Source organism: Oscillochloris sp. ZM17-4 (assembly GCF_019599295.1).
Taxonomy (GTDB): domain Bacteria; phylum Chloroflexota; class Chloroflexia; order Chloroflexales; family Chloroflexaceae; genus Oscillochloris.
The window spans coordinates 8,504-27,515 of sequence record NZ_JAIEWN010000036.1 but is presented as its reverse complement, the minus strand read 5'-3'; the positions used below and the strand labels follow the sequence as shown (position 1 = coordinate 27,515).

The 19,012-nt window shown below is 68.8% G+C and carries 19 protein-coding genes; 6 read left to right on the top strand and 13 right to left on the bottom strand.

The features are described 5' to 3' along the window. Positions 1-15: 15 nt before the first annotated feature. Together K2Z83_RS20895 and K2Z83_RS20890 are read left to right on the top strand one after the other, a co-directional pair. Positions 16-1,011, top strand: a complete 996-nt coding sequence (locus K2Z83_RS20895; protein WP_220597126.1) for a phosphoribulokinase — start codon at positions 16-18, stop codon at positions 1,009-1,011. Positions 1,012-1,099: 88 nt separating this feature from the next. Next, complete coding sequence (locus tag K2Z83_RS20890) at positions 1,100-1,546, top strand: GNAT family N-acetyltransferase (RefSeq protein WP_220597125.1); 447 nt, start codon at positions 1,100-1,102, stop codon at positions 1,544-1,546. On the opposite strand, the gene K2Z83_RS30085 is transcribed toward K2Z83_RS20890, so the two are convergent. From K2Z83_RS30085 to K2Z83_RS20860, 6 genes are all read right to left on the bottom strand, one after another. After that, entirely contained in the window at positions 1,476-2,945 is a 1,470-nt protein-coding gene (locus K2Z83_RS30085; protein ID WP_220597124.1) for a HAMP domain-containing sensor histidine kinase, read from the bottom strand. The genes K2Z83_RS20890 and K2Z83_RS30085 overlap by 71 nt on opposite strands. Then, on the bottom strand, positions 2,946-3,626 hold the full coding sequence (locus tag K2Z83_RS20880) for a response regulator transcription factor (protein WP_220597123.1): 681 nt from the start codon (positions 3,624-3,626) through the stop codon (positions 2,946-2,948). It lies immediately after the preceding gene. 10 nt (positions 3,627-3,636) lie between these two features. Continuing rightward, a complete protein-coding gene (locus K2Z83_RS20875; protein WP_220597122.1) occupies positions 3,637-4,629 on the bottom strand; it encodes a hypothetical protein in 993 nt (330 codons plus the stop codon). A gap of 27 nt (positions 4,630-4,656) precedes the next feature. Further along, positions 4,657-4,845, bottom strand: a complete 189-nt coding sequence (locus tag K2Z83_RS20870) for a twin-arginine translocase TatA/TatE family subunit (RefSeq protein WP_255604364.1) — start codon at positions 4,843-4,845, stop codon at positions 4,657-4,659. Positions 4,846-4,925: 80 nt separating this feature from the next. Then, positions 4,926-6,170, bottom strand: a complete 1,245-nt coding sequence (locus tag K2Z83_RS20865; protein WP_220597120.1) for a S1C family serine protease — start codon at positions 6,168-6,170, stop codon at positions 4,926-4,928. Positions 6,171-6,371: 201 nt separating this feature from the next. Next, positions 6,372-7,277 carry an STAS domain-containing protein gene (locus tag K2Z83_RS20860; RefSeq protein ID WP_220597119.1) on the bottom strand — a complete coding sequence of 302 codons (906 nt, stop codon included), beginning with the start codon at positions 7,275-7,277 and terminating at the stop codon, positions 6,372-6,374. A gap of 204 nt (positions 7,278-7,481) precedes the next feature. Between K2Z83_RS20860 and K2Z83_RS20855 the strand changes: the two genes are divergently transcribed. Beyond that, positions 7,482-8,192, top strand: a complete 711-nt coding sequence (locus K2Z83_RS20855; RefSeq protein ID WP_220597118.1) for a DUF1003 domain-containing protein — start codon at positions 7,482-7,484, stop codon at positions 8,190-8,192. An 81-nt stretch (positions 8,193-8,273) separates the two neighbouring features. On the opposite strand, the gene K2Z83_RS20850 is transcribed toward K2Z83_RS20855, so the two are convergent. The 4 genes from K2Z83_RS20850 to K2Z83_RS20835 all read right to left on the bottom strand — a co-directional run bounded on the left by K2Z83_RS20850 (position 8,274) and on the right by K2Z83_RS20835 (position 12,745). Beyond that, positions 8,274-8,687 carry a hypothetical protein gene (locus K2Z83_RS20850; protein WP_220597117.1) on the bottom strand — a complete coding sequence of 138 codons (414 nt, stop codon included), beginning with the start codon at positions 8,685-8,687 and terminating at the stop codon, positions 8,274-8,276. A 145-nt stretch (positions 8,688-8,832) separates the two neighbouring features. Then, positions 8,833-11,343, bottom strand: a complete 2,511-nt coding sequence (locus tag K2Z83_RS20845; RefSeq protein ID WP_220597116.1) for an alpha/beta fold hydrolase — start codon at positions 11,341-11,343, stop codon at positions 8,833-8,835. Between the two features lie 141 nt (positions 11,344-11,484). After that, positions 11,485-12,192: a DUF1405 domain-containing protein gene (locus K2Z83_RS20840; protein ID WP_255604362.1), complete on the bottom strand. Its 708-nt coding sequence runs from the start codon at positions 12,190-12,192 to the stop codon at positions 11,485-11,487. A gap of 19 nt (positions 12,193-12,211) precedes the next feature. Continuing rightward, positions 12,212-12,745, bottom strand: a complete 534-nt coding sequence (locus K2Z83_RS20835; RefSeq protein ID WP_305082513.1) for a DapH/DapD/GlmU-related protein — start codon at positions 12,743-12,745, stop codon at positions 12,212-12,214. A 110-nt stretch (positions 12,746-12,855) separates the two neighbouring features. On the opposite strand from K2Z83_RS20835, the gene K2Z83_RS20830 reads away from it, so the two are divergent. Next, positions 12,856-13,407, top strand: coding sequence for a cob(I)yrinic acid a,c-diamide adenosyltransferase (locus tag K2Z83_RS20830; protein ID WP_220597115.1), 552 nt, complete (start codon positions 12,856-12,858; stop codon positions 13,405-13,407). A gap of 79 nt (positions 13,408-13,486) precedes the next feature. Here K2Z83_RS20830 and K2Z83_RS20825 read toward each other — a convergent pair whose 3' ends face one another. Continuing rightward, positions 13,487-13,909 (bottom strand): type II toxin-antitoxin system VapC family toxin, encoded by a 423-nt coding sequence (locus K2Z83_RS20825; RefSeq protein ID WP_220597114.1) that lies wholly within the window; start codon positions 13,907-13,909, stop codon positions 13,487-13,489. Next, the gene (locus tag K2Z83_RS20820; protein WP_220597113.1) at positions 13,906-14,166 is read right to left on the bottom strand and encodes a type II toxin-antitoxin system Phd/YefM family antitoxin; all 261 of its coding nucleotides are present in this window, start codon (positions 14,164-14,166) and stop codon (positions 13,906-13,908) included. Before K2Z83_RS20820 ends, K2Z83_RS20825 begins: the two co-directional genes overlap by 4 nt. A gap of 148 nt (positions 14,167-14,314) precedes the next feature. Here K2Z83_RS20820 and K2Z83_RS20815 point away from each other — a divergent pair, with 148 nt between their 5' ends. Both K2Z83_RS20815 and K2Z83_RS20810 read left to right on the top strand, forming a co-directional pair. After that, a complete protein-coding gene (locus K2Z83_RS20815; protein ID WP_220597112.1) occupies positions 14,315-15,310 on the top strand; it encodes an SPFH domain-containing protein in 996 nt (331 codons plus the stop codon). Between the two features lie 17 nt (positions 15,311-15,327). Further along, on the top strand, positions 15,328-16,218 hold the full coding sequence (locus K2Z83_RS20810) for an SPFH domain-containing protein (protein WP_220597155.1): 891 nt from the start codon (positions 15,328-15,330) through the stop codon (positions 16,216-16,218). 595 nt (positions 16,219-16,813) lie between these two features. Here the strand turns inward: K2Z83_RS20810 and K2Z83_RS20805 are convergent. Beyond that, the gene (locus K2Z83_RS20805) at positions 16,814-18,571 is read right to left on the bottom strand and encodes a glycosyl hydrolase (RefSeq protein ID WP_370650236.1); all 1,758 of its coding nucleotides are present in this window, start codon (positions 18,569-18,571) and stop codon (positions 16,814-16,816) included. Positions 18,572-19,012 lie beyond the last annotated feature (441 nt).

Below are 19,012 nucleotides of genomic sequence, written 5' to 3'. Positions count from 1 at the left end.
AAAGCGACCACGATTATGCGCAAGCGACCGATTATCCTGGGGATTGTGGGCGACAGCGCTGCGGGGAAGACCACGATCACCTCGGGGCTAGTGAAGCTGCTCGGCCCAGATCGGGTGACCCACGTCTGCACCGACGACTACCACAAGTACGATCGGCGTGAGCGCGCCGAGATCGGCATCACCGCCCTGCACCCGGACTGTAACTACCTGGATGTGATGGAGCTGCACCTGGAGCGCCTGCACTACGGCCAGCCCATCCTCAAGCCAGTCTACGACCACAGCACCGGCAGCCTGGTGCGCCCCGAGTACATCCAGCCCAAGGAGTTCGTGATCGTCGAGGGCCTGCTCGGCTTCTCCAGCGCGATCATGCGCCAGTTCTACGACGTGAAGGTCTACCTCAACCCGCCCGAGGAGCTGCGCAAGGTCTGGAAGGTCAAGCGCGACGTGACCAAGCGCGGCTACAAGCCCGAGCAGGTGCTGGCTGAGATGGAAGTGCGCGAGCCCGACTCCGCGGCCTTCATCCGCCCCCAGCGCGACCACGCCGACATCGTGGTGCAGTTCTACCCCCCGCCCGAGGTGCCGATGGAGGAGGCTGGCCCCACCCTGAACGCGCGGCTGACCCTGCGCCCGACTATCCCCCACCCCGACCTGACCTACCTCTGCGAGGACGAGACGCAGAGCCCCGGCGTGCGGCTGGAGCTCGGCCGCGATGGCGGGCGCCCGGTGGACATCCTTGAGATCGACGGCTCCGTCTCGACGGATCATGCCATCAAGCTGGAGGATGCGATCTGGCAGCATCTGCCCGACCTCGCCCCGCTGCGCGGTGACCAGTTCGGCGATTACCTTGACCGCAGCGAGACCCGGCACAGCGACCCGCTGGCGATCACCCAGCTGCTGCTGACCTACCATCTGCTGCGCCAGTACAGCGGGGTGGCAAATCTCCCTTTCGCGCGCCCCGTAGCCGCCCTCAGCCGGATGGGTCAGGACACTAACCCAATTGCGGTGCGGTAGCGTGTGTGAGCTGGGAAGATCGCCGTGCTATGCGATGGCCTACGGCCTCGTATAGCGCGGCGATCTCCCCATGAACAGAGCAGAGCCATTGGTACGCCCGGCAACAGCAGACGATCAGCCGGCGATTGTTGACCTGGTGCGCGCGGCAAAGATCAACCCGACCGGCCTCCACTGGCCGCGCTTTCTGGTAGCCGAGGTTGACGGTCGGGTCGTTGGGACAGCGCAGATCAAGCCGCACCGCGATGGCAGCCGTGAGCTGGCCTCGCTGGCTGTGGCGCCCGAGATGCAGGGGCAGGGGATCGGCGGGGCGCTTGTCGGCACCCTGCTGCGCGGGGCGTCGCCGCCGATCTACCTCACCTGCGTAGATCGCCTAGAGGGCTACTACGCCCGCTTCGGCTTCCGCGCGCTCGACCGCGCGGAGATGCCCCCCGACCTGCGACGCATCCACCGGGCGATGAACCTGCTTATGCGGCTGGTGTCCCGTGGGCGACGCCTGCTGGTGATGCGCTGGGATGCGGAGTCAGCGGCAGGCTAATGATGAAGGTCGCGCCCTGGCCTGGGTCGCTCTCGACGGCGACCTCGCCGCCGTGGGCGCGGGCGACCCACTGGGCGATCGAGAGGCCGAGCCCGGCGCCGCCTGTGCGCTGGGCGCGGGCGCGGTCGGCCCGGTAAAAGCGCTCGAAGACGTGCGGCAGATCGTCGGGGGCGATGCCCGGCCCCTCGTCGCGCACGCGCAGGTGGGCCGCCGCGCCGCTCTGGTCGAGCCCGACCGTGACGGTGCCGCCGGCGGGGCTGTGCTGGATGGCGTTTGCCACCAGGTTGATCAGCGCCTGCTTGATGCGGTCGCGGTCGCCGCTGATCGCCACCTGCTCGGCGAGCTGCGGTCGCAGGGCCACGCCCTCGCCGAGGGTGCGCAGCTCGCGCACCACCTCAAGCACCAGCTCGTCGAGGGCCAGGGGCGCGTAGCGTAGCTGGAGGCCGACCTCTGCCTGGGCCAGCAGCAGCAGGTCGTTGGCCATGCGGCTCAGGCGGTTCACCTCACGCAGCAGGTCGGCCGTCATCTCAGCGTGGTCGGCGTCGTCGTGCACCACCCCGCGCTGGAGCAGCTCCAGGTGCCCGCGCATGGCCGTGAGCGGCGTGCGCAGCTCGTGGCTCACGTCGGCGACAAAGCGGCGCTGGGCGGTGAAGAGGCTCTCCAGCCGCTCCAGCATCGCGTTGATCGTGTCGGCCAGGGCGCCGATCTCGTCGTCGGCGGGCGAGGCGGGCACGCGGCGGGCCAGGTCGGCGGCCTGGAAGATCTGGCGGGCGGTCGAGGTGATCTCGTTCACCGGGCCGAGCGAGCGGCCGACGATCCAGACGCTGCCGCGCACGGCGGCCACTAGGGCGATCAGGCCGGTGATGGCGAGCCCGGCCATGAGCACCTGGAGGGTCTGGTCGACCGGGCGTAGTGACTGGGCCACCTGGAGCACGCCCACCACCGCGCCGTCGGTGAGCAGGGGCGCGCTGAGCTGGATCACCCGCCCGCGCCCAAGGGTGAAGATCTGGGTCGTCGTGGCGCCGCCCAGGGCCGCCGTCTGATCCGTCGGCGCGAGCGGGAGCCGCTGGCCGCGCAGGCTGGCCGAGCCGATGCTGAACTCGCCGTCGCGGTCGCTCACCTGCACATAGAATGCCGGCGTATCCAGCTCGGTGAGCCGCGCCGGCAGCGAGCGCAGGAGTGCCTCGGGGTCGCTGAAGTAGCCGGGCAGCGGCCCGGCGCTGGCAGCGAAGTCCTGCTGGATCAGCTCGGCCGCCGCCGCCACGCCCTGCCTGGCCTCGGTGATCAGGGCCTGGCGCACGAGCCAGTAGACGCCGACGCTCATTAGCGTGAGCACGGCGGCGAAGAAGAGGCCGTAGCCAAGGGCTAGCCGGGCGCGCAGCGAGAGCGGGCGGCGCACCTACGTGTCCTCGCGCAGCACGTAGCCCACCCCGCGCACGGTCTGGATCATGCGCGGCGCCCCGGCGGCCTCCAGCTTCTGGCGCAGGGCGCGCACGTACACCTCCAGCACGTTGCTGTCGCTGCCGAAGTCGTAGCCCCAGACCTGCTCGTAGACCTGCTCGCGGGTGAGCACCTGGCGCGGGTGGCGCATGAAGATGTCGAGCACCTCGAACTCTTTGGCGGTCAGCTCGACGCGCTGGCCGGCCGCGCGCACCTCGTGGGCGGCCGGGTCGAGGCTGAGCGGGCCGACGGAGCGCACCTCGTGGTCCTGCTGGTCGCTGCGGCGGCGCAGTTGGACGTGGACGCGGGCGAGCAGCTCCTCGAAGGCGAAGGGCTTGGTGAGGTAGTCGTCGGCGCCGCCCTCAAGGCCAGCCACCCGGTCGGTCACGGCGTCGCGGGCGGTGAGCATGAGGATGGACAGGGGCGGGCCGGCCCGCAGGCGGCGGGCCACGTCTAGGCCGTCGATGTCGGGCAGCCCCAGGTCGAGGATGACCAGATCCGGCGGGCGCTCGCGGGCCGCCGCCAGGGCGCCCGCGCCGGTGCCCGCCACCTCCACGGCGTAGCCCTCGTAGACGAGGCCGCGCCGCAGGTAGCCCGCGATCTCCGCCTCGTCCTCCACGATCAGTATGCGCTGGCTCATCACATCCTCATTATCGCCGCGCGTCGAGCCAGTCGACGATAGCCGCGAGCGCCTCCGGGTCGATCGCGACGCCCGCGGCGCTGTAGCTGGCCATCACCTCGGCCGGGCCGAGCTGCTCGCGCGGCCGCGGCTCGTGCTTCAGCACATGGTTGGCGTGCTCGGGGTAGACGATGCTGATCGTCGGCAGCCGCGAGGCCAGCGACTCAAACACCATGCCGTCGACATGCCAGTCAACCTGGATATCCTTCTTGCCAATCACGATCAGGGCCGGCGCCGCGGTAGCCGCAAGCAGCGCGGCCGGGTCGGTCACCCACAGCTCTCGGGAGAAGGGCAGGTTGACCGGGGCGCTCAGGCCCTGGAGCAGCATGATCGCCCCCTGCGGCAGCCGCTCATCGAGCGGCACTGGCTGGCCGGCGGCGAACGCCGCGACGGCATCCTCGTAGATGGCTAGCAGTGTCGCGCCATCCGGCAGCGCCGCCAGCTGGGCGGCGATCTGGCTGTGGACCACGGCGCTGATCGGCCGGGCCGGCGCCCCGGTCAGCACCAGGCCGGCCAGCGGCGTCGCCGGCGCGCCGAGCTGGTAGTTCAGCGCGTGGATGCAGCCCTCGCTGCTGGCCAGCGCGAAGATGCGGCCCGGCATAGCCTCCGGGCGGCCGGCTAGCAGCCCCACGGCACCGGCCAGCTCCTCGGCGTGCCCACGCATGCTGACCTTTCCGGCTAGGCGCTGCATATTCTCCTGGATGTGCGGGCCCGAGGCGCGCTTGTCGTAGCGCAGCGAGAGGTAGCCGCGCTGCGCCAGGGACTCGGCCAGCTGGGCCGCGCTGCCGTTCGTGCCCGGGATGAGCGGCGAGTTCCAGTCGCGGTCCGTCGGCCCGCTGCCGGCGACAAACACCACCCCCGGGAATGGCCCCTCGCCGGCCGGGTGCGTCAGGGTGCCGTACATCGCGATCCCATCAAGCTCCCAGGAGACCTGTTCCACCGTTAGATCTGCGGCAACAGCCATAGCTGCCCTCCTCTTCCATCTCCATCCTCAGCCCTGGTCATCGGTATGATAGCACGGCTTGGCCGCATCCTCTCCCTTCTCATCGCGCAGCCCCTGGCGCAGCTCGCGGATCGAGCGGCCCAGCGCGGCACCGAGTCCGGACAGCTTCCCTGGTCCGATCACGACCATGACGACCGCCAGGATGATCAGCAGCTCAGGGACACCGATATCGCCCATCACGCCCTCGCTTCCTTTGTGGTGCGGGCGGCCACGTTGGGCCGCCCGCAGGGGCTACGGGCGACCACACCGGGTCGCCCCTACTGGCCGCTGGCGCTGCTCGCCACGGGCGCGGGGTCGCTCGGCCGCGTCGCCAGGGTCAGGCTCACCGTCTGCTCCTTGCCGTCGCGCAGCAGGGTGACGCTCACGCTCTGCCCGACCTTGGTGTGGTCGGCCAGGTAGGCCACCAGGCTGTCGAAGTCCTTCACCGGCTGGCCATCGAGGGCGGTGATCACATCGCCGCCGACCTGGCCCTGCATCCCGTTGATCGTCACCTGGCGGTCGCTGCCGCGCAGCCCGGCCTTGTCAGCCGGCCCGCCGCTGACGATGCTGCCGACCAGGGCGCCGCGCTGGCCCGCCGGCAGGCCCATCGCCTGGGCCTCGTCGGGCGTCAGGGTCGATCCGCTCAGCCCGAGCCAGGGGTGGTCGTAGTGGCCATCTTTGATCAGGGCCGGCGCCTCCTGCTGCACGATCGCCGCCGGGATGGCGAAGCCGACCCCCGAGGATGCGCGCACCGGCGACTCGATCGCCGCCGTGACGCCGATCAGCCGCCCGGCGTCGTCGAGCAGCACGCCGCCCGAGTTGCCCGGGTTGATCGAGGCGTCGGTCTGGATGACGTTGGGGATGGTGTAGCTCGGCGCGCTGCCGTCGCCGGTGGGCAGCGAGCGCCCGATGGCGCTGATGATCCCGGTGGTCATGGTGCCGTCTAGGCCGAAGGGGTTGCCGATCGCGATCGCCAGCTGGCCGACCTTGACCTGGGTCGAGTCGCCGACCTTGATCGGCTGTAGCCCGGCGATGACCTTCGGGTCAACCACGATCACCGCCAGGTCGCTGGTCGGGTCGGCGCCGACCACCTTGGCTGGCACCGTGGTGCCGTCGGCGAGGGTGACAGTTATCTTGCTGGCCCCGGCCACCACGTGGTTGTTGGTCACGATGTGGCCGGAGGTGTCCCAGAGGAAGCCGGAGCCCGAGCCGACCTGCACCTGGGGCTGGCCCTGCTGGCCGCCGAACATGCCGAAGGGGTCGGGCGGCGCGGCCTGGGCCGAGGCCTGCTCGACAACCTCGACGTGGACGACCGAGGGGTTGACCTGGCTGTAGATCTGCTCCAGGGTACCCTCGTAGGCGGCCAGCGCGCCGGCGGCGGGCGCTGGGGCTACGGCGGCGGGCGCTGGGGCTGCGGCGGCTGCGGGCTGCGGCGCGGCTGCGGGGGTGATGGCCGCGCAGCCGGCGATGGCCAGTGCTGTCGGCACGGCCAGGGCGGCGACGATGATCTTTGAGCGGTTCATAGTATTCATTCCTCCAGAGCCAGGCTTCCTGTTGGGGCGCAGCGCGCTGCGCCCGTACGTTCTCGCTAAGTATCCTCCTGAAGCCTAAATCCCCCGTGACTCGTAGCTAAGGGCTAGCTAAGGCTATGGGGCGGGCAAAAAAGAGCCAGTCCAGGCGCTCTCGCGTCTGGACTGGCTCTTTGCGGTGATCGCGCCGGCCTTTTAGCTGCCCGATATCGTCTCTGTAGCCCGGCTGGCGGCGTACTGCATGCCCTCGCGCAGCGTCGCCAGCGTGATGATCCCGCTCATGTCGGCGCCGAGGTGGACGACCGTCTGGGCGATCTCGGCGCTCATCCCGGTGAGCACCACCTGGGCGCCGAGCAGCTTGGCGGCGCGGGCCGCGCGCAGGATGGCGTCGGCCACCTGGGTGTCGATCACCCGCACCCCGCTCACATCGAGCAGCGCGATGTCGGCCTGGAGCGCGGCGATCCCCTCAAGCAGGGTCTCCATGATCTGGGCGGCCCGCCGGGTGTCGATCGTGCCCACCAGGGGCATGGCGACGACGTTCTCGGCCAGGGGGATGAGCGGCGTCGAGAGCTCGCGCAGGCTGTCCTGCTGCGCGGCGATCAGCCGCTCCTGATACTCTATGCGCGCCTGCTCGGCAGCGCGGTGCTCGGTGATATCCTCATAGGTGCCGAGCACGCCGACCAAGGCTCCGTCGGCGTCGATCAGCGGGATCTTGCTGGTGCGCAGCCAGGCCTCGCCGTCGGGGCGGCTCTGCCGCTCCTCATAGTTGGGCCGACCCTGGCGCGTGTTGAGCACGTGGCGATCATCAGCGCGGTAGGCGTCGGCCTGCTCGGCCCAGCCCATGTGAAAGTCGTCGTCGCCGATCATGTCGGACGGGGATTGGCGTCCGCTATCCTGGGCAAACCCGAGGTTGCAGCCGAGGTAGCGCAGATCCACGGCGTCCTTCCAGAAGACGCGCATCGGCAGGTGGTCGATCACAAGCTGGTACATTGCCAGATCGCGGCGCAGCCCGGCCTCACGCTCGGCCGCCTCCTGCTCGCGGCGATCGTACTCGGCGACACGGGCGCGCAACTGCTCAAGCTCAACACTTAGGTCGCTCATACTCCATACCTCTCACTGCTATGTGGGTACTGGCGCGAGCATCAGATCACCGCCGCACTCTGCGCATATAGTATACACACCAATATATACGAGGTTGTCTTGAGGCTGGGGTGCGGCGTGGCGGGAAGGCTTGAGCCAGACACGTGAGCTGTGGTAGGATCCAGAATCGACACCTAACATAGAGCACTGTTCAGGAGGCCGCTGATGGAGAGCGATGATCGTGTGCGCTGCCAGGCCTGTGGTAAGGAGAAGCGCCTCGCCGAGGTGGTGCCGGCCGGGGCGGTACGCGAGGAGCTGCTGCGCCGGCTGCGCGCCGGCCGCCCCGCCTGGGACGAGGGCGGCTACATCTGCGCCGAGGACCTGGCCGCCGCCCGCGCCGACTATGTCGCGCAGCTGGTCGCCGATGAGGGCGGTGACCTCAGCGAGCTGGAGCGGGAGGTCGTCGCCAGCATTAGCGATGGCGACCTGATCGCCGAGGACACCAACGAGACCTTCGCGCAGCAGCTCAGCTTCGGCGACCGTCTCTCCGACCGGATCGCCGCCTTCGGCGGCAGCTGGAGCTTCATCAGCATCTTTGGCGCGATCATCATTGTCTGGATCGGGGCCAACAGCCTGCTCACCCGCTTCTTCGACCCCTACCCCTTCATCCTGCTCAACCTGGTGCTCTCCTGCGTGGCCGCCATGCAGGCGCCGATCATTATGATGAGCCAGAACCGCCAGGAGGAGAAGGACCGCCTGCGGGCAAGCCACGACTACCAGGTGAACCTGAAGGCCGAGCTGGAGATCCGCCAGATGCAGGAGAAGCTCGACCACCTCATGAACCAGCAGTGGCAGCGCCTGGCCAGCATCCAGGAGGTGCAGGTGGATATGCTCAACGAGCTGGTGCGCGCCGGCCGGCTGCGGGACGGGGCGTAGCTGGGCCTCGCGTCCGCCGCGGGGTCGAAATCCCGGCCTTCCTACGCGGCCACTTGGCCGCCTACAGGCTGCCGCGCCGGGTCATTGTGATGCAAGAGCTGCTGCGCCGCCATCGAGCTGGCCGCTGCCTGGACGCACATGTTTACGCCCGAGGCCCTGCTGGCCCGCCTGGCCCGGCCCCTGGAGCTGCTGGTCGGCGGCCCGCACCGTGGGGAAGGCCGTGCCGAACAGCCGCCGGTAGGCCGGCGTCGCGTTCAGGCGACGCATAACCTCGGCCCGGATGGCGTCGTTGTCGCCCTGGAAGGCGAATCCGGTCACCTCGGTGCGCTCGGTGGGCGGGATGAAGGCCTGGGCCGTCAGCAGATGCGGCTGGTAGGAGAGCGACATGCCCTCGGGGGCGGGGAACTGCAGGCCGGCGCTGCTGTCGAAGGGGTCGCCCGAGAGCACGGCGAAGCGCGAGTTCCACATCAGGTTGGGGTAGCCATACTTAACCACAGCGGTCGCCCGGCGTGGTAGCGGAAAGCGATACAAAAAGCGATACCGCTTCAGGGCGCGGCGACGATCAAAGGGTGAGGCGAGCGCGCAGCGCTCGCCTCACCCTTCAGCGCCTCAGCGCCTCAGCGCCTCAGTGATCAATGCCTCAGAGCTGCACCCTGAGCAGCTTGAGCGGCTTGCCGAGGAAGGCCCGGATGTGGCGCTGGGTGCGCTCGGGCGACTCGAACTGCGGCCAGTGCCCGGCGCGCGGCAGCACCTGAAGGTCGGTGCCGGCCAGCAGATCATCCACCAGGCTGGCGTCGCGCAGGGGCACGGTGTTGTCCTCCATGCCCCAGATCACCAGCGAGGGCGTGGTGACGAGCGCGAGCTTATCGCTCAGGTCGTTGTCGCGCATGGCCCAGAAGCACTCGGCGCGCACCCTGCCCTGTCCGGGGCGGCGCGCGTCGTCCCGCAGGCGCGCGTAGTCGGCCGCGCTGATCACCGTGCGGTCGGCGAACGAGGCCGGCCGCATGAGCCGGTCGGTCACGCTCAGCATATACGGCTCCAGCAGCGCCACGACCCGGCTGGCGATCGGAAATCGCTCCAGCATCGTGATCGGCGAGATGAAGGTGTTGATCCAGAACGACAGGTTCCCGCTGATCGTCGGGCAGATTAGCACCAGGCGCTCGACCAGCGGCGTGTGGCGCAGGGCCATCGTCACGCTGATCATGCCGCCCATCGAGTGGCCCACCAGCACCACCTGCTGCCCCGGGCTGATCTCCTTGATCAGCTCGGCCAGCAGGTCGGCGTAGGCCGCGATCGTGGCCCGCTCGCGCAGCGGCGGCGACTCGCCGTAGCCCGGCAGGTCCACCGCCACGCAGTGGCTGCGCTCGCTGAGCATCGTCAGCAGCGGCGACATCGCGTACCAGCTGCTCGACCAGCCGTGGATGAGCACGACCGTCTGCCGGCCGGGCGGCCCCTGCTCGCGGACGTGGATCTCCTGGCCGCCGATAGTGTAGACCTTCTTCTGTAGCTCGCTGCCCCTATCGCGGTCGCGCCGCTGGTTGCCTGTGTGCGCCGTGGCGTCGGACGACTCGGCCGCCGCCGCCGTCCCGCGGAGCTGGCGGGCGCGCTCCTGGAGCTGGCCGAAGTAGCTCGACTGGGTGATCTGCTCGACCTCGCGCTGCTTTTTCACCAGGTCGATCTCGATCCGCAGCTCGCTGATCTCCTGGCGCAGCTCCTGCTCGCGGGTGTAGGCCGCCAGGGCGGCGGCGGCCAGCGTGCCGAGGGAGCGGAGCATCTGCGCGGAGAATTCATCGAAGGCGATCACTGTGCCCGCCTCGTCCTGGGCGTTGATCAGCTGGAGCACCCCAGCCACCCGGCCGAAGCCATCTTTCAGCGGGATGGTGAGCATCGAGGTGGAGCGGTAGCCGGTGCGCGTGTCGAAGTCGCGCGTGCCTGAGAAGTCATAGTCCTCAGTATTGTAGGCGTCGACGATATTGATCGTCTCGCCGGTGAGCGCGGAGTGGGCCACCACATAGTTATGCTGGGGCGCGCCGCTGTGCTCATCGTAGAGGCGCAGGGGCGGGAAGGGGATGTCCTTGCTGCTGGCCCCGCCCATGGCGATGTTCAGCGAGCGGGTGCGCACGATCATAAAGCGCAGCCGCTCGTCGCCGGTGCGCAGATAGAGGGTGGCCCCGTCGGCGTTGCAGAGCTGCTGGGCCTCGGTGACGATCCGCTCAAGCAGCTGGTTGAAATCCTTCTCGACCGAGAGGGCCACGCCGATCGGGATGACGATGTTCAGCAGGTCGTCGGCGCGGCGCTTCTCGTGCTCGATCCGCCTGAGGTACTGAACCTCCATGTCGCGCACGTGGTGCTTGAAGAGGCACGCGCCGATGCGCGCGTTGAGCAGCACCGAGTCGCAGGGCTTGGGCAGGTAGTCGTCGGCGCCCAGCTCGATCGCCTGCACGACGCTGGCCATATCGTCCAGGGCCGAGAGCACGATCACCGGCACGTGGCGCAGCTCAGGGTCGGCCTGCATCTCGCGCAGCACCGCGTAGCCGTCCATGTCCGGCATCATAATATCGAGCAGCACGAGGTCGAAGTGCGTGGCCCGCATCGCGTCGAGGGCCGGCCGCCCATCCCTGGCCTCAGTGATAGCATAGCCCAGCCGCTCCAGCCGCCGCGAGAACATATCGCGGTTCATGTCGTTATCATCGACCAGGAGCAGGCTGCCGCCGATCTGCTCTGGCCCTCGGCCTGCGACCTCGGCCTGCGCCTCGGCGAGCGGGGGGGCGGTCGAGAGCGGCGTGGCGCCCGACGCGATCTGCGCAAGCTGATCGGCGGCGCCGGCGATCTTGCGCAGGTCTACAGCGAACTGCGGGCGGCCCTCGCCCTCGGCGATGCGGATCAGCTCGGCGCAGACCATGGTGATCTCGCCCAGGTAGGGGGTGATCCGGCTGTGCAGGGCGAGCAGGTCGGACTGACGCACGGCGACGCCGCTCCCGGCCAGGATCTCGGTGATCGCGGCCAGGATCTGTCGCCCGGCGTCCACCACGCGCTGGAGCGCGCCGTAGTGCGCGGGCAGCTCTAGGTCGGACGCCTCCTCCAGAAGCATCTCGCTAAAGCCGATGATATGGTTCACCGGCGTGCGTAGCTCGTGGCGGACTGTCTGCATGGCTATGCCCTGGTGTCTCTCGCCTTCGCGATCCTGCCCGTTAACCTGTCGCTCCATCGCCCGCCCCCCCGTTTACCAGCCCTTTTATGGTGCCTAATAAACGAGAGGGTCGTGATTTATCTCATGGGATGTCGTCGGCGCTCACCCCCCCTGCCCGCCCTTCGGCGCTTGGGAGAGGGACAGGGGGGCGAGCGCCGGCGTCGGCATCAGCAGCAGGGCCGCGCCGAGCAGCGTGGTCAGCGCCGTGGCCACCCAGAAGACATAGGCCTCGGGGACGGCGTAGGTCAGCGGCGGGAAGAAGCCGAGCCCATAGTCGACGAAGATCGACAGGGCGAACCAGCCGATCACGCCCAGGCGCAGCGGCAGGGCCAGCGGGCCGATCCGCGTCGCCAGCAGCACGCCCTCGGCGGTCAGGCCCATGTGCGAGACGAAGAGCATCAGCTCAAGCGGGAGCTCGGGGTCGCCAAAGCCGGCCACGCTCCAGTGCTTCGCCCAGAACATAAGCGTCCAGATCCCATACTTGATGCAGCCGAAGGCGGCGAAGGCCGTGAACCAGCCGCGCGCCCGTCCGTAGCGCAGCAGCAGGAAGGCCACCGTGGCCCACAGCGCCGCCTCGGGGCAGTCGGGGATGAAGGGCCAGGCCCACAGCGGCGAGGCGAGCATCTGCGGGCCGTACCAGACCACCCCGCCCCACACGACGCCCAGGGCGTTGGCGGCCATACAGGCCCAGAAGATCAGCGGGCTCTTGGTGATCAGCCCGTACACCCAGTCGATCAGGCGCAGCATTGTGCCTCCGGCAATGTTGAATGTTGAATGTTGAATGGTGGTGCTCAATTCAGCATTCAACATTCAACATTCAACATTGAGATCAGCGCCGCAGGCGCTGTATCGGCACCCCGCCCACGAAGGCCCCGGCGGGCACGTCGCGGTTGACTAGGCTCATGGCCGAGACGGTGGCCCCGTCGCCGATCATCACGCCGGGCAGGATGGTGCAGTTCGCCCCGATGGTGACATTGTCGCCGATCAGCACCGGGCCGCGCCGCCACTCGCCGCGGGTCACATCGTGGCAGAGGATCGTCGTGTTGTAGCCGACCACGCACTCGTCGCCGATCGTCACGTCCTGGGGGAAGAAGACGTCGAGCATGACCATCAGGCCGACGCTGGTGTGGCGGCCGACCTTCGCCCCCAGCAGGCGATAGATCGCACCCTTGAGCGCGAGGAAGGGCGTGTAGCGGGCCACCTGGATCAGCAATCCATTACGGATCACCCGCAGGTAGCCGCCGGCGAGCTGCGGCCAGTACCACAGCGCGTTGTGCGGCCCCGGCAAGCGGGCGACGTGCATGCGGGCCTTGCGCGCCGCGCTGGTGCCCAGCCCGTCGGCGCGCGTCTCGGTCAGCTCCATGGCTCTTCCTAGTAGGGCGCGTATCTGCGCACAGTGTAGCATATTCCGCTCGCTACGCGGCTATGGTATGCTGAGTGCGGCCGTTCGTCATTCGTCAACCGAGGAGCGCAATGAAGATCTACACGAAGACCGGCGACGCCGGTGAGACTGGGCTGTGGGGCGGGCAGCGGGTGAGCAAGGATGCCCTGCGCGTCCACGCCTACGGCACCGCCGACGAGTGTAACGCGGCGATCGGGGTGGCCCGGGCCAGCGGGCTGGAGGCCGGCCTCGACGAGCTGCTCGGCCAGGTGCAGAGCCAGCTGTTCGTCGTCGGCGCGGATCTGGCCACCCCCGGCGAGGGCGGCGCGAACATCCCGCGGGTCGGCCCGGCCGAGATCGGCTTCCTAGAGGCCCAGATCGACTCCCTGGAGTCTGAGATGGAGCCGCTCAAGCAGTTCATCCTGCCGGGCGGCACGCCGGCGGCGGCCCACCTGCACCTGGCCCGCACCATCTGCCGGCGCGCCGAGCGCTGGGCGGTCAGCCTGGCCCACGAGGATGCGATCAGCCCCGACGTGCTGATGTACCTCAACCGCCTCTCCGACTTCCTCTTCGTGGCATCCCGCGCCGCCAACGCCCGCGCGAGCACCCCCGATGTGCCCTGGGTCAGCCCCCGGCTGGGCTAGGTACGGTCCAAGGTATATTAGGGTATAGGGGCGCGTTGTGACGCGCCCCTCCCATCGTGCCTCCTGCACAATCGTGGTCTCATTCCCCCCACGGGTTGATCATCACCACGCCAGCATCGGCGAAGTCGCCCGCGTTGCGCGTGACGAGCGCGTGGCCGTGCTGAAGCGCCAGTGCGGCGAGCAGTGAGTCGATTGCGGGGAGCGGTCGCCCGACCCGCTCAAGCTCACCCACGAGCTTTCCCCAGCGCAGCAGCACCTCCGTCGTCAAGGGCAGAATCCGCCCGTAGAAGCGCGCCAGCAGGTCGCCCTCAAGCCATGCCTGGAGCGCATCTCGCCGATCCGACGTCGGCAGCTTCGCGATGCCCTTCTGAATCTCACCGATCGTGATCACGCTCAGGTAGATGCTGTCCGGGTCACGCGCATCGACCCAGTCGATCACGCGCTGGCTGGGGCGCTTTGCGATCAGCTCCGAGATAATGTTTGTGTCGAGCAGGTAGTTCATAGGGCGATGTCGGGGCGGGGCGGGCTGCTGTCGCGCGCCAGGTCGAGATCCTCGGCCGCTGCAGCCAGGGGCGACTCGCGGAAAAATGTCGAGATCCCGACACGGCTCAGGGCGAGGCGCTGGTACTCTGCGTATGAGAGGACGATGGCCGTCTCGATACCGCGCCGGGTGATGATCTGCGGGCCGTGGGTGAGCGCCTCATCGACGACCTCGCTGAGCCGGTTCTTTGCCTCCTGGAGCTGCCAGGTTCGTGCCATAGATGCCTCCTGTCTAGTCTGTCTAGATATAGTATAGGCCCGGCAGCGAAACTCGTCAAGAGAATGACACCCTAATCCCCCGCGCTGCGTATATGATGGAGGAGCACACAATCATCGCCAGGAATGCTCGAAAGGAGCGTCACCGCCAATGACTGCCACAACCCTGGGCATCATCGCCGGCTTCATCGGATGGTTCCTCGTCCGCTACATCCTGCTCAGCTTCTACACCCTGAACCAGAACGAGCGCGCGGTGAAGACGGTCTTCGGGCGCGCCGAGCGCATGCCCGCCTCGGCCAGCAGCGAGGACCCCTTCGCCGAGTACCTGCACCCCGACGAGCGCGACCGCTACATCTACCCGCAGCTGCGGGTCATCCAGCCCGGCGGCCCCTACTTCAAGTGGCCCTGGGAGAAGATCTACAAGGTCTCGGTGGCCACCCAGACGGTGAACATGGCCCTGGACCTTGAGGACCCGCGGGCGAACAACGGCGGCACCTTCCTGGAGGCCGTCACCAAGGACCAGCTGAACGTCGGGCTGAAGGGCCAGATCCGCTACCGTGTCTCGGAGCGCCACCTCTACGCCTACCTGTTCGGCGTGAAGAGCCCGATCGTGCATGTGATGGGCTACTTCATCTCCATCCTGCGCGAGCGGATCGCCAACTTCGAGGCGCCGCCCAGCACGGCGGTCGGGCTGGCCTCGCAGCCGACCGACGCCAGCGCGGTCTCGGGGGTCTCGATCAACGACCTGCGCAAGAACCTGCGCGACCTGAACGAGCACATGGACCGCGAGAGCCTCTCGTCGCCGGCGCGCTACGGGATCATCCTCGACGCCTCGCTGATCACCGAGATCGACGCGCCGACCGAGGTCGAGTCGGCGATGGCGGCGATCAACACGGCCCACAACCAGGTCTCGTCGGACATCAGCCTGGCCCAGGCCTCGGCCGACCAGAAGATCGTCCAGTCGAAGCGGGCGGTGGAGATCGAGACGCTGAAGGCCCAGGCCGAGGTGGAGCCGCTGAAGGCCCAGGCCGAGCAGCTGCGCGCCCTGCGCGAGAGCGGCCCCGGCGCCCTGGCCTCGTACGTGCGCAACGTGCGCCTGAACCTATTCCGCCAGGCCGAGCGGGTGATCATGGAGGTGGAGAAGTGACAGCGATCATCTCATTCATGACGGCGGCCGGCATCACCTTCGTGCTGTCCTTCATCCTGGTGCCGCTCTTCATCGGGATCGGCCAGGTGTTCGGGATCTACACGATCGTGCGCGAGGGCACCTGCCACGTCTACACGCTGTTCGGCAACGTGGTGGCGGTGATCCGCGAGCCGGGGCTGCACATCCTGCCCACAAAGATGGGCCTGTCGGCCCTGATCATCAACTTCTTCGGCAAGCGCTACGTCCTCGACATGCGGCTCGGCCAGCTCTACCTGCGCAGCCAGCCGGTGAACTCCGAGGAGGGCGCGCCCATGGGCATCGGCGCCTGGTACGAGATGAAGATCAGCGACCCGGTGGCCTACCTGTTTAAGAACGCCGACCCGCAGGGCTCCCTGGCGGCCAACGTCAGCAACGCCGTCGTGCGCACGCTCAGCAACCTGCCGCTCGGCGAGATGCTGGAGAACCGCCACGCGATGAGCCGCTCGGTGCGCGCCGAGGTCTCGCCCAAGTCCAACGAGTGGGGCTACCAGCTCGGCTCGGTCTACATCCGCAAGGTCCACTTCCGCGACGTGGGCATGATCCGCCAGATCGAGGCCAAGGTGGTCAACCGGCTGCGCCAGGTGACCTCGGCGATCAAGCAGGATGGGGCGAACCAGGTCAGCATCATCACCAGCACCGCCGAGCGCCAGGCGGCGATCGAGTTCGCCAAGGCGCTGGCCATCCGCCCGCAGATCCTGGGCCAGGCCCTGAACACGATCGGCGCCGACAAGGAGGTGGCCGACACGCTGTTCGCCATCCTGGAGATGCAGAACATCACCGAGAGCGGCGCGAAGGTGACGTTTGTGCCGCCGGGGCGGCAGATGCTGAACCAGCTGCTGGCGACGACGACGACGACCAACGGGCGGTGACGCCCGGGCTGCGCGCCCCGGCATCCCCGCCGGGGCTGCGCGCCCCGGACCCGCGCCAGGGGAACACGCTCCCGGTATTCATGCTGGGGGCTGCGCGCCCCAGACCCCGCGGGAATACGCTCGCGGTATTCATGCTGGGGGCTGCGCGCCTCCAGACCCCGCAGGAATACGCTCGCGGTATTCATGCTGGGGGCTGCGCGCCTCCAGACCCCGCAGGAATACGCTCGCGGTATTCATGCTGGGGGCTGCGCGCCCCCAGACCCCGCGCCAGGGGGCGCTTGCCCCCTGGACCCCCGCGAGGGGCTCCGCCCCTTCGAACCCCGAATCTGATGTGGTCGGCGGCTTCAATGCCCGTTGTCATGACAGGCGGGCCGCTGCGCGGCACAGGCACTTGTTGGCGTACAGCTTCGCCGCACCGCGCCCAGGCCAAACAACGGGGACTCCACACGGTACAGCATCAGATTCGGGGGGTCTGGGGGGCGACGCGCCCCCAGCGGGGGTCCCGGGGGCTGGCCCCCGGGGCGGGGCGCGGGGCGCAGCGCCCGCATGGGGGATACGGGCGCGGGGCGCAGCGCCCGCATCCGGCCCGGCGAGATCATCGCCGGTGGATGAGGTAGACCGGGGCCGGGCCGAGGTTCACGGTGATCTGCCCGCCCTGGGCCGACGCCGTGCTCTCCACGCCATCGCGTGTGATCAGGCGGCCCGCCGCCGATCGCGTGCTCAGGTGTACCCGCGCGCCCGGCGGCGACCAGAGCACATCGAGCGACTCGCCGCCGCGCTGGAGCCGCAGGTCGTAGATCTCGTGCCCCCCGATCACGCTCAGGTCGTCCAGGTAGATCGTCCCCCCGCCCACAAAGCTGTCCACCATATCGTCGAGCACGACCGCCTGCAGGCTGGCCGGGAAGTCGAGCCGGCTGTTGCCCCTGCCCTCCAGGTGGTTGCCCGGCTCCACCGTCCCGCCGATCGGCGCGGAGATGAAGTGCCAGCCCGGCGGCCCCACGCTGCCCAGCACGTACTGCAGCAGCTCGCCCTCGGCGTCGCGCAGCCAGACCTTCACCCCGTGGGTGCTGCCGTCGCCGTAGACCCAGACGCCGAGGGCGTAGGGCTGGCCGGGCAGCGGGATGGGCTGCTCGCGCTCGAAGGAGACGTAGTCGTTCTGGCGCGTGGTGAAGCTGTAGTCGAGCTGCGCGCTGAGCCCGCCGCCGTGCGCCTGGGCGTCGCTGAGGCGCAGGGTGCCGTTGGGCTGGCTGGTGCGCCGCCAGCCGCGCAGGCTGTCGAAGCTGACCAGGGTGTCGCGGGTGAACAGGTCGCGCCGCTCGACGAAGGTGGCCCCGGCGAGCTGCTGGTTGAGCGTGCGCAGGGCGTCGTAGGCCGGCTTGCGCGAGCGGTAGTCTGTCCGTCCGGCGCCGGCGCGCACCAGGCCGTAGGGGTTGCCAGGGTCGTCCTTAAAGCTGTACCAGAAGATCCGCTCGACGCCGGCCTGCCAGAGGTCGAGCATCGAGCGCACCAGGTAGCTGGCCTGGGCCTGCTCATCGGTGAGGCCGGCCCTGTCGCGGTCGCCCGGCCCGCTGGACCAGCCCAGCTCGGTGACCCAGATCGGCCGCTTGCCGTAGCGCTCGGCCAGGGCGCGCACGCCGTCGGCGGCGGCGATCAGGTTGCCGTCCTCGGGGCCGTAGGGGTCCACGTAGGGGTGGATGCCGAGCACGTCGAAGCTGCCCCAGCCGCCGTTCTCGGCCACGCCGCGCAGGAAGGTCGTGTCGAAGGGGTTGATTCCGCCGAGCACCACCTGGGCCTGCGGGTCGATCGCGCGGATCGTCGCCGCCGTGCGGATGAGCAGGCGGGTGTAGGCCGCCACGTCGGGCTGAGGCCGCCAGAAGACGCCGTGGTCCGGCTCGTTCCAGATCTCCCAGTGGTGGATGTAGCGGCGGTAGCGGGTGACGACGGCGCGCACATAGGCGTCGAAGGCGTCGGGGTCGGGCGGGTAGTAGGAGACATCGTTGGGCGTGTCGCCGGGGTAGGGGGTGCCCCATCCCACCGACGGGCCGAGCACGCCGAGCACCTGGATGTCGCGGCTGAGGATTGCCCGCATCGCCGCGTCGGTGAAGGTCCAGTCCCAGGCGTCGGGGCGCGGCTCCACCCGGTGCCAGTGGAAGTCCTCGCGCACCCAGGTCACGCCCAGGTCGGTCAGCATGCTCGCCGGCACATCCATCGAGGAGGGGTCGGGGTAGCGGCTGGCCAGGTGGCTGTTCAGGCCGAAGGAGGGCGGGCTGGCCGGCACAGCGGCCGGCGCTAGCGGGGCGAGCGCGCGGGCCGGGGTGGCCGGGGCCGCCCCGGCCAGCAGGAGCAGAACCACGATGATAGCCGATAGCCGATAGCCGATAGCCGATAGCCTGCGACCCTCAAGGGTTCGCCGTTGGTGGCTTATCGCTCGTCCAATTCGCAGCACGTTGCTCCTCATCTGGGTTATCAGGGCGTAGATATTCTTAGGCATGGTTCAAATCGGGCGATTTCAGCTTTACCGTTTGCTCACAGCCCGACATAGCCCTCTGGAGGGCTGTGGGGGTGTCGGGGTGCCGGGCAGACTGTCAAGCTGGATGAACCTGCCTGAGACACAATCAGCCGCGAGCTATCCGCTGTCAGGTGCACCCGCACAGCGGCGAAGACCTGCCGTCAATGTATAGTAGCACGTCTTCGCCGCGTCGGGCGTCGCCCTGTCGATCCAGGGCCACGTCATGTTCTTATACCATTTCAGATTGCAGATTTTGGATTGCAGATTGCCGTGCATGGCATTCCA

Excerpts from the sequence above, each read along its gene's own strand:
- K2Z83_RS20895 (WP_220597126.1), top strand. The coding sequence starts at position 16 with ATGCGCAAGCGACCGATTATCCTGGGGATTGTGGGCGACAGCGCTGCG.
- K2Z83_RS20835 (WP_305082513.1), bottom strand. The coding sequence starts at position 12,745 with ATGGAGCTGACCGAGACGCGCGCCGACGGGCTGGGCACCAGCGCGGCG.
- K2Z83_RS20820 (WP_220597113.1), bottom strand. The coding sequence starts at position 14,166 with ATGGCACGAACCTGGCAGCTCCAGGAGGCAAAGAACCGGCTCAGCGAG.
- K2Z83_RS20840 (WP_255604362.1), bottom strand. The coding sequence starts at position 12,192 with ATGTTGAATGCTGAATTGAGCACCACCATTCAACATTCAACATTCAAC.
- K2Z83_RS20880 (WP_220597123.1), bottom strand. The coding sequence starts at position 3,626 with ATGAGCCAGCGCATACTGATCGTGGAGGACGAGGCGGAGATCGCGGGC.
- K2Z83_RS20865 (WP_220597120.1), bottom strand. The coding sequence starts at position 6,170 with ATGAACCGCTCAAAGATCATCGTCGCCGCCCTGGCCGTGCCGACAGCA.
- K2Z83_RS20860 (WP_220597119.1), bottom strand. The coding sequence starts at position 7,277 with ATGAGCGACCTAAGTGTTGAGCTTGAGCAGTTGCGCGCCCGTGTCGCC.
- K2Z83_RS20830 (WP_220597115.1), top strand. The coding sequence starts at position 12,856 with ATGAAGATCTACACGAAGACCGGCGACGCCGGTGAGACTGGGCTGTGG.
- K2Z83_RS20815 (WP_220597112.1), top strand. The coding sequence starts at position 14,315 with ATGACTGCCACAACCCTGGGCATCATCGCCGGCTTCATCGGATGGTTC.
- K2Z83_RS20855 (WP_220597118.1), top strand. The coding sequence starts at position 7,482 with ATGGAGAGCGATGATCGTGTGCGCTGCCAGGCCTGTGGTAAGGAGAAG.
- K2Z83_RS20845 (WP_220597116.1), bottom strand. The coding sequence starts at position 11,343 with ATGCAGACAGTCCGCCACGAGCTACGCACGCCGGTGAACCATATCATC.
- K2Z83_RS20875 (WP_220597122.1), bottom strand. The coding sequence starts at position 4,629 with ATGGCTGTTGCCGCAGATCTAACGGTGGAACAGGTCTCCTGGGAGCTT.
- K2Z83_RS20810 (WP_220597155.1), top strand. The coding sequence starts at position 15,328 with ATGACGGCGGCCGGCATCACCTTCGTGCTGTCCTTCATCCTGGTGCCG.
- K2Z83_RS20870 (WP_255604364.1), bottom strand. The coding sequence starts at position 4,845 with ATGGGCGATATCGGTGTCCCTGAGCTGCTGATCATCCTGGCGGTCGTC.
- K2Z83_RS20825 (WP_220597114.1), bottom strand. The coding sequence starts at position 13,909 with ATGAACTACCTGCTCGACACAAACATTATCTCGGAGCTGATCGCAAAG.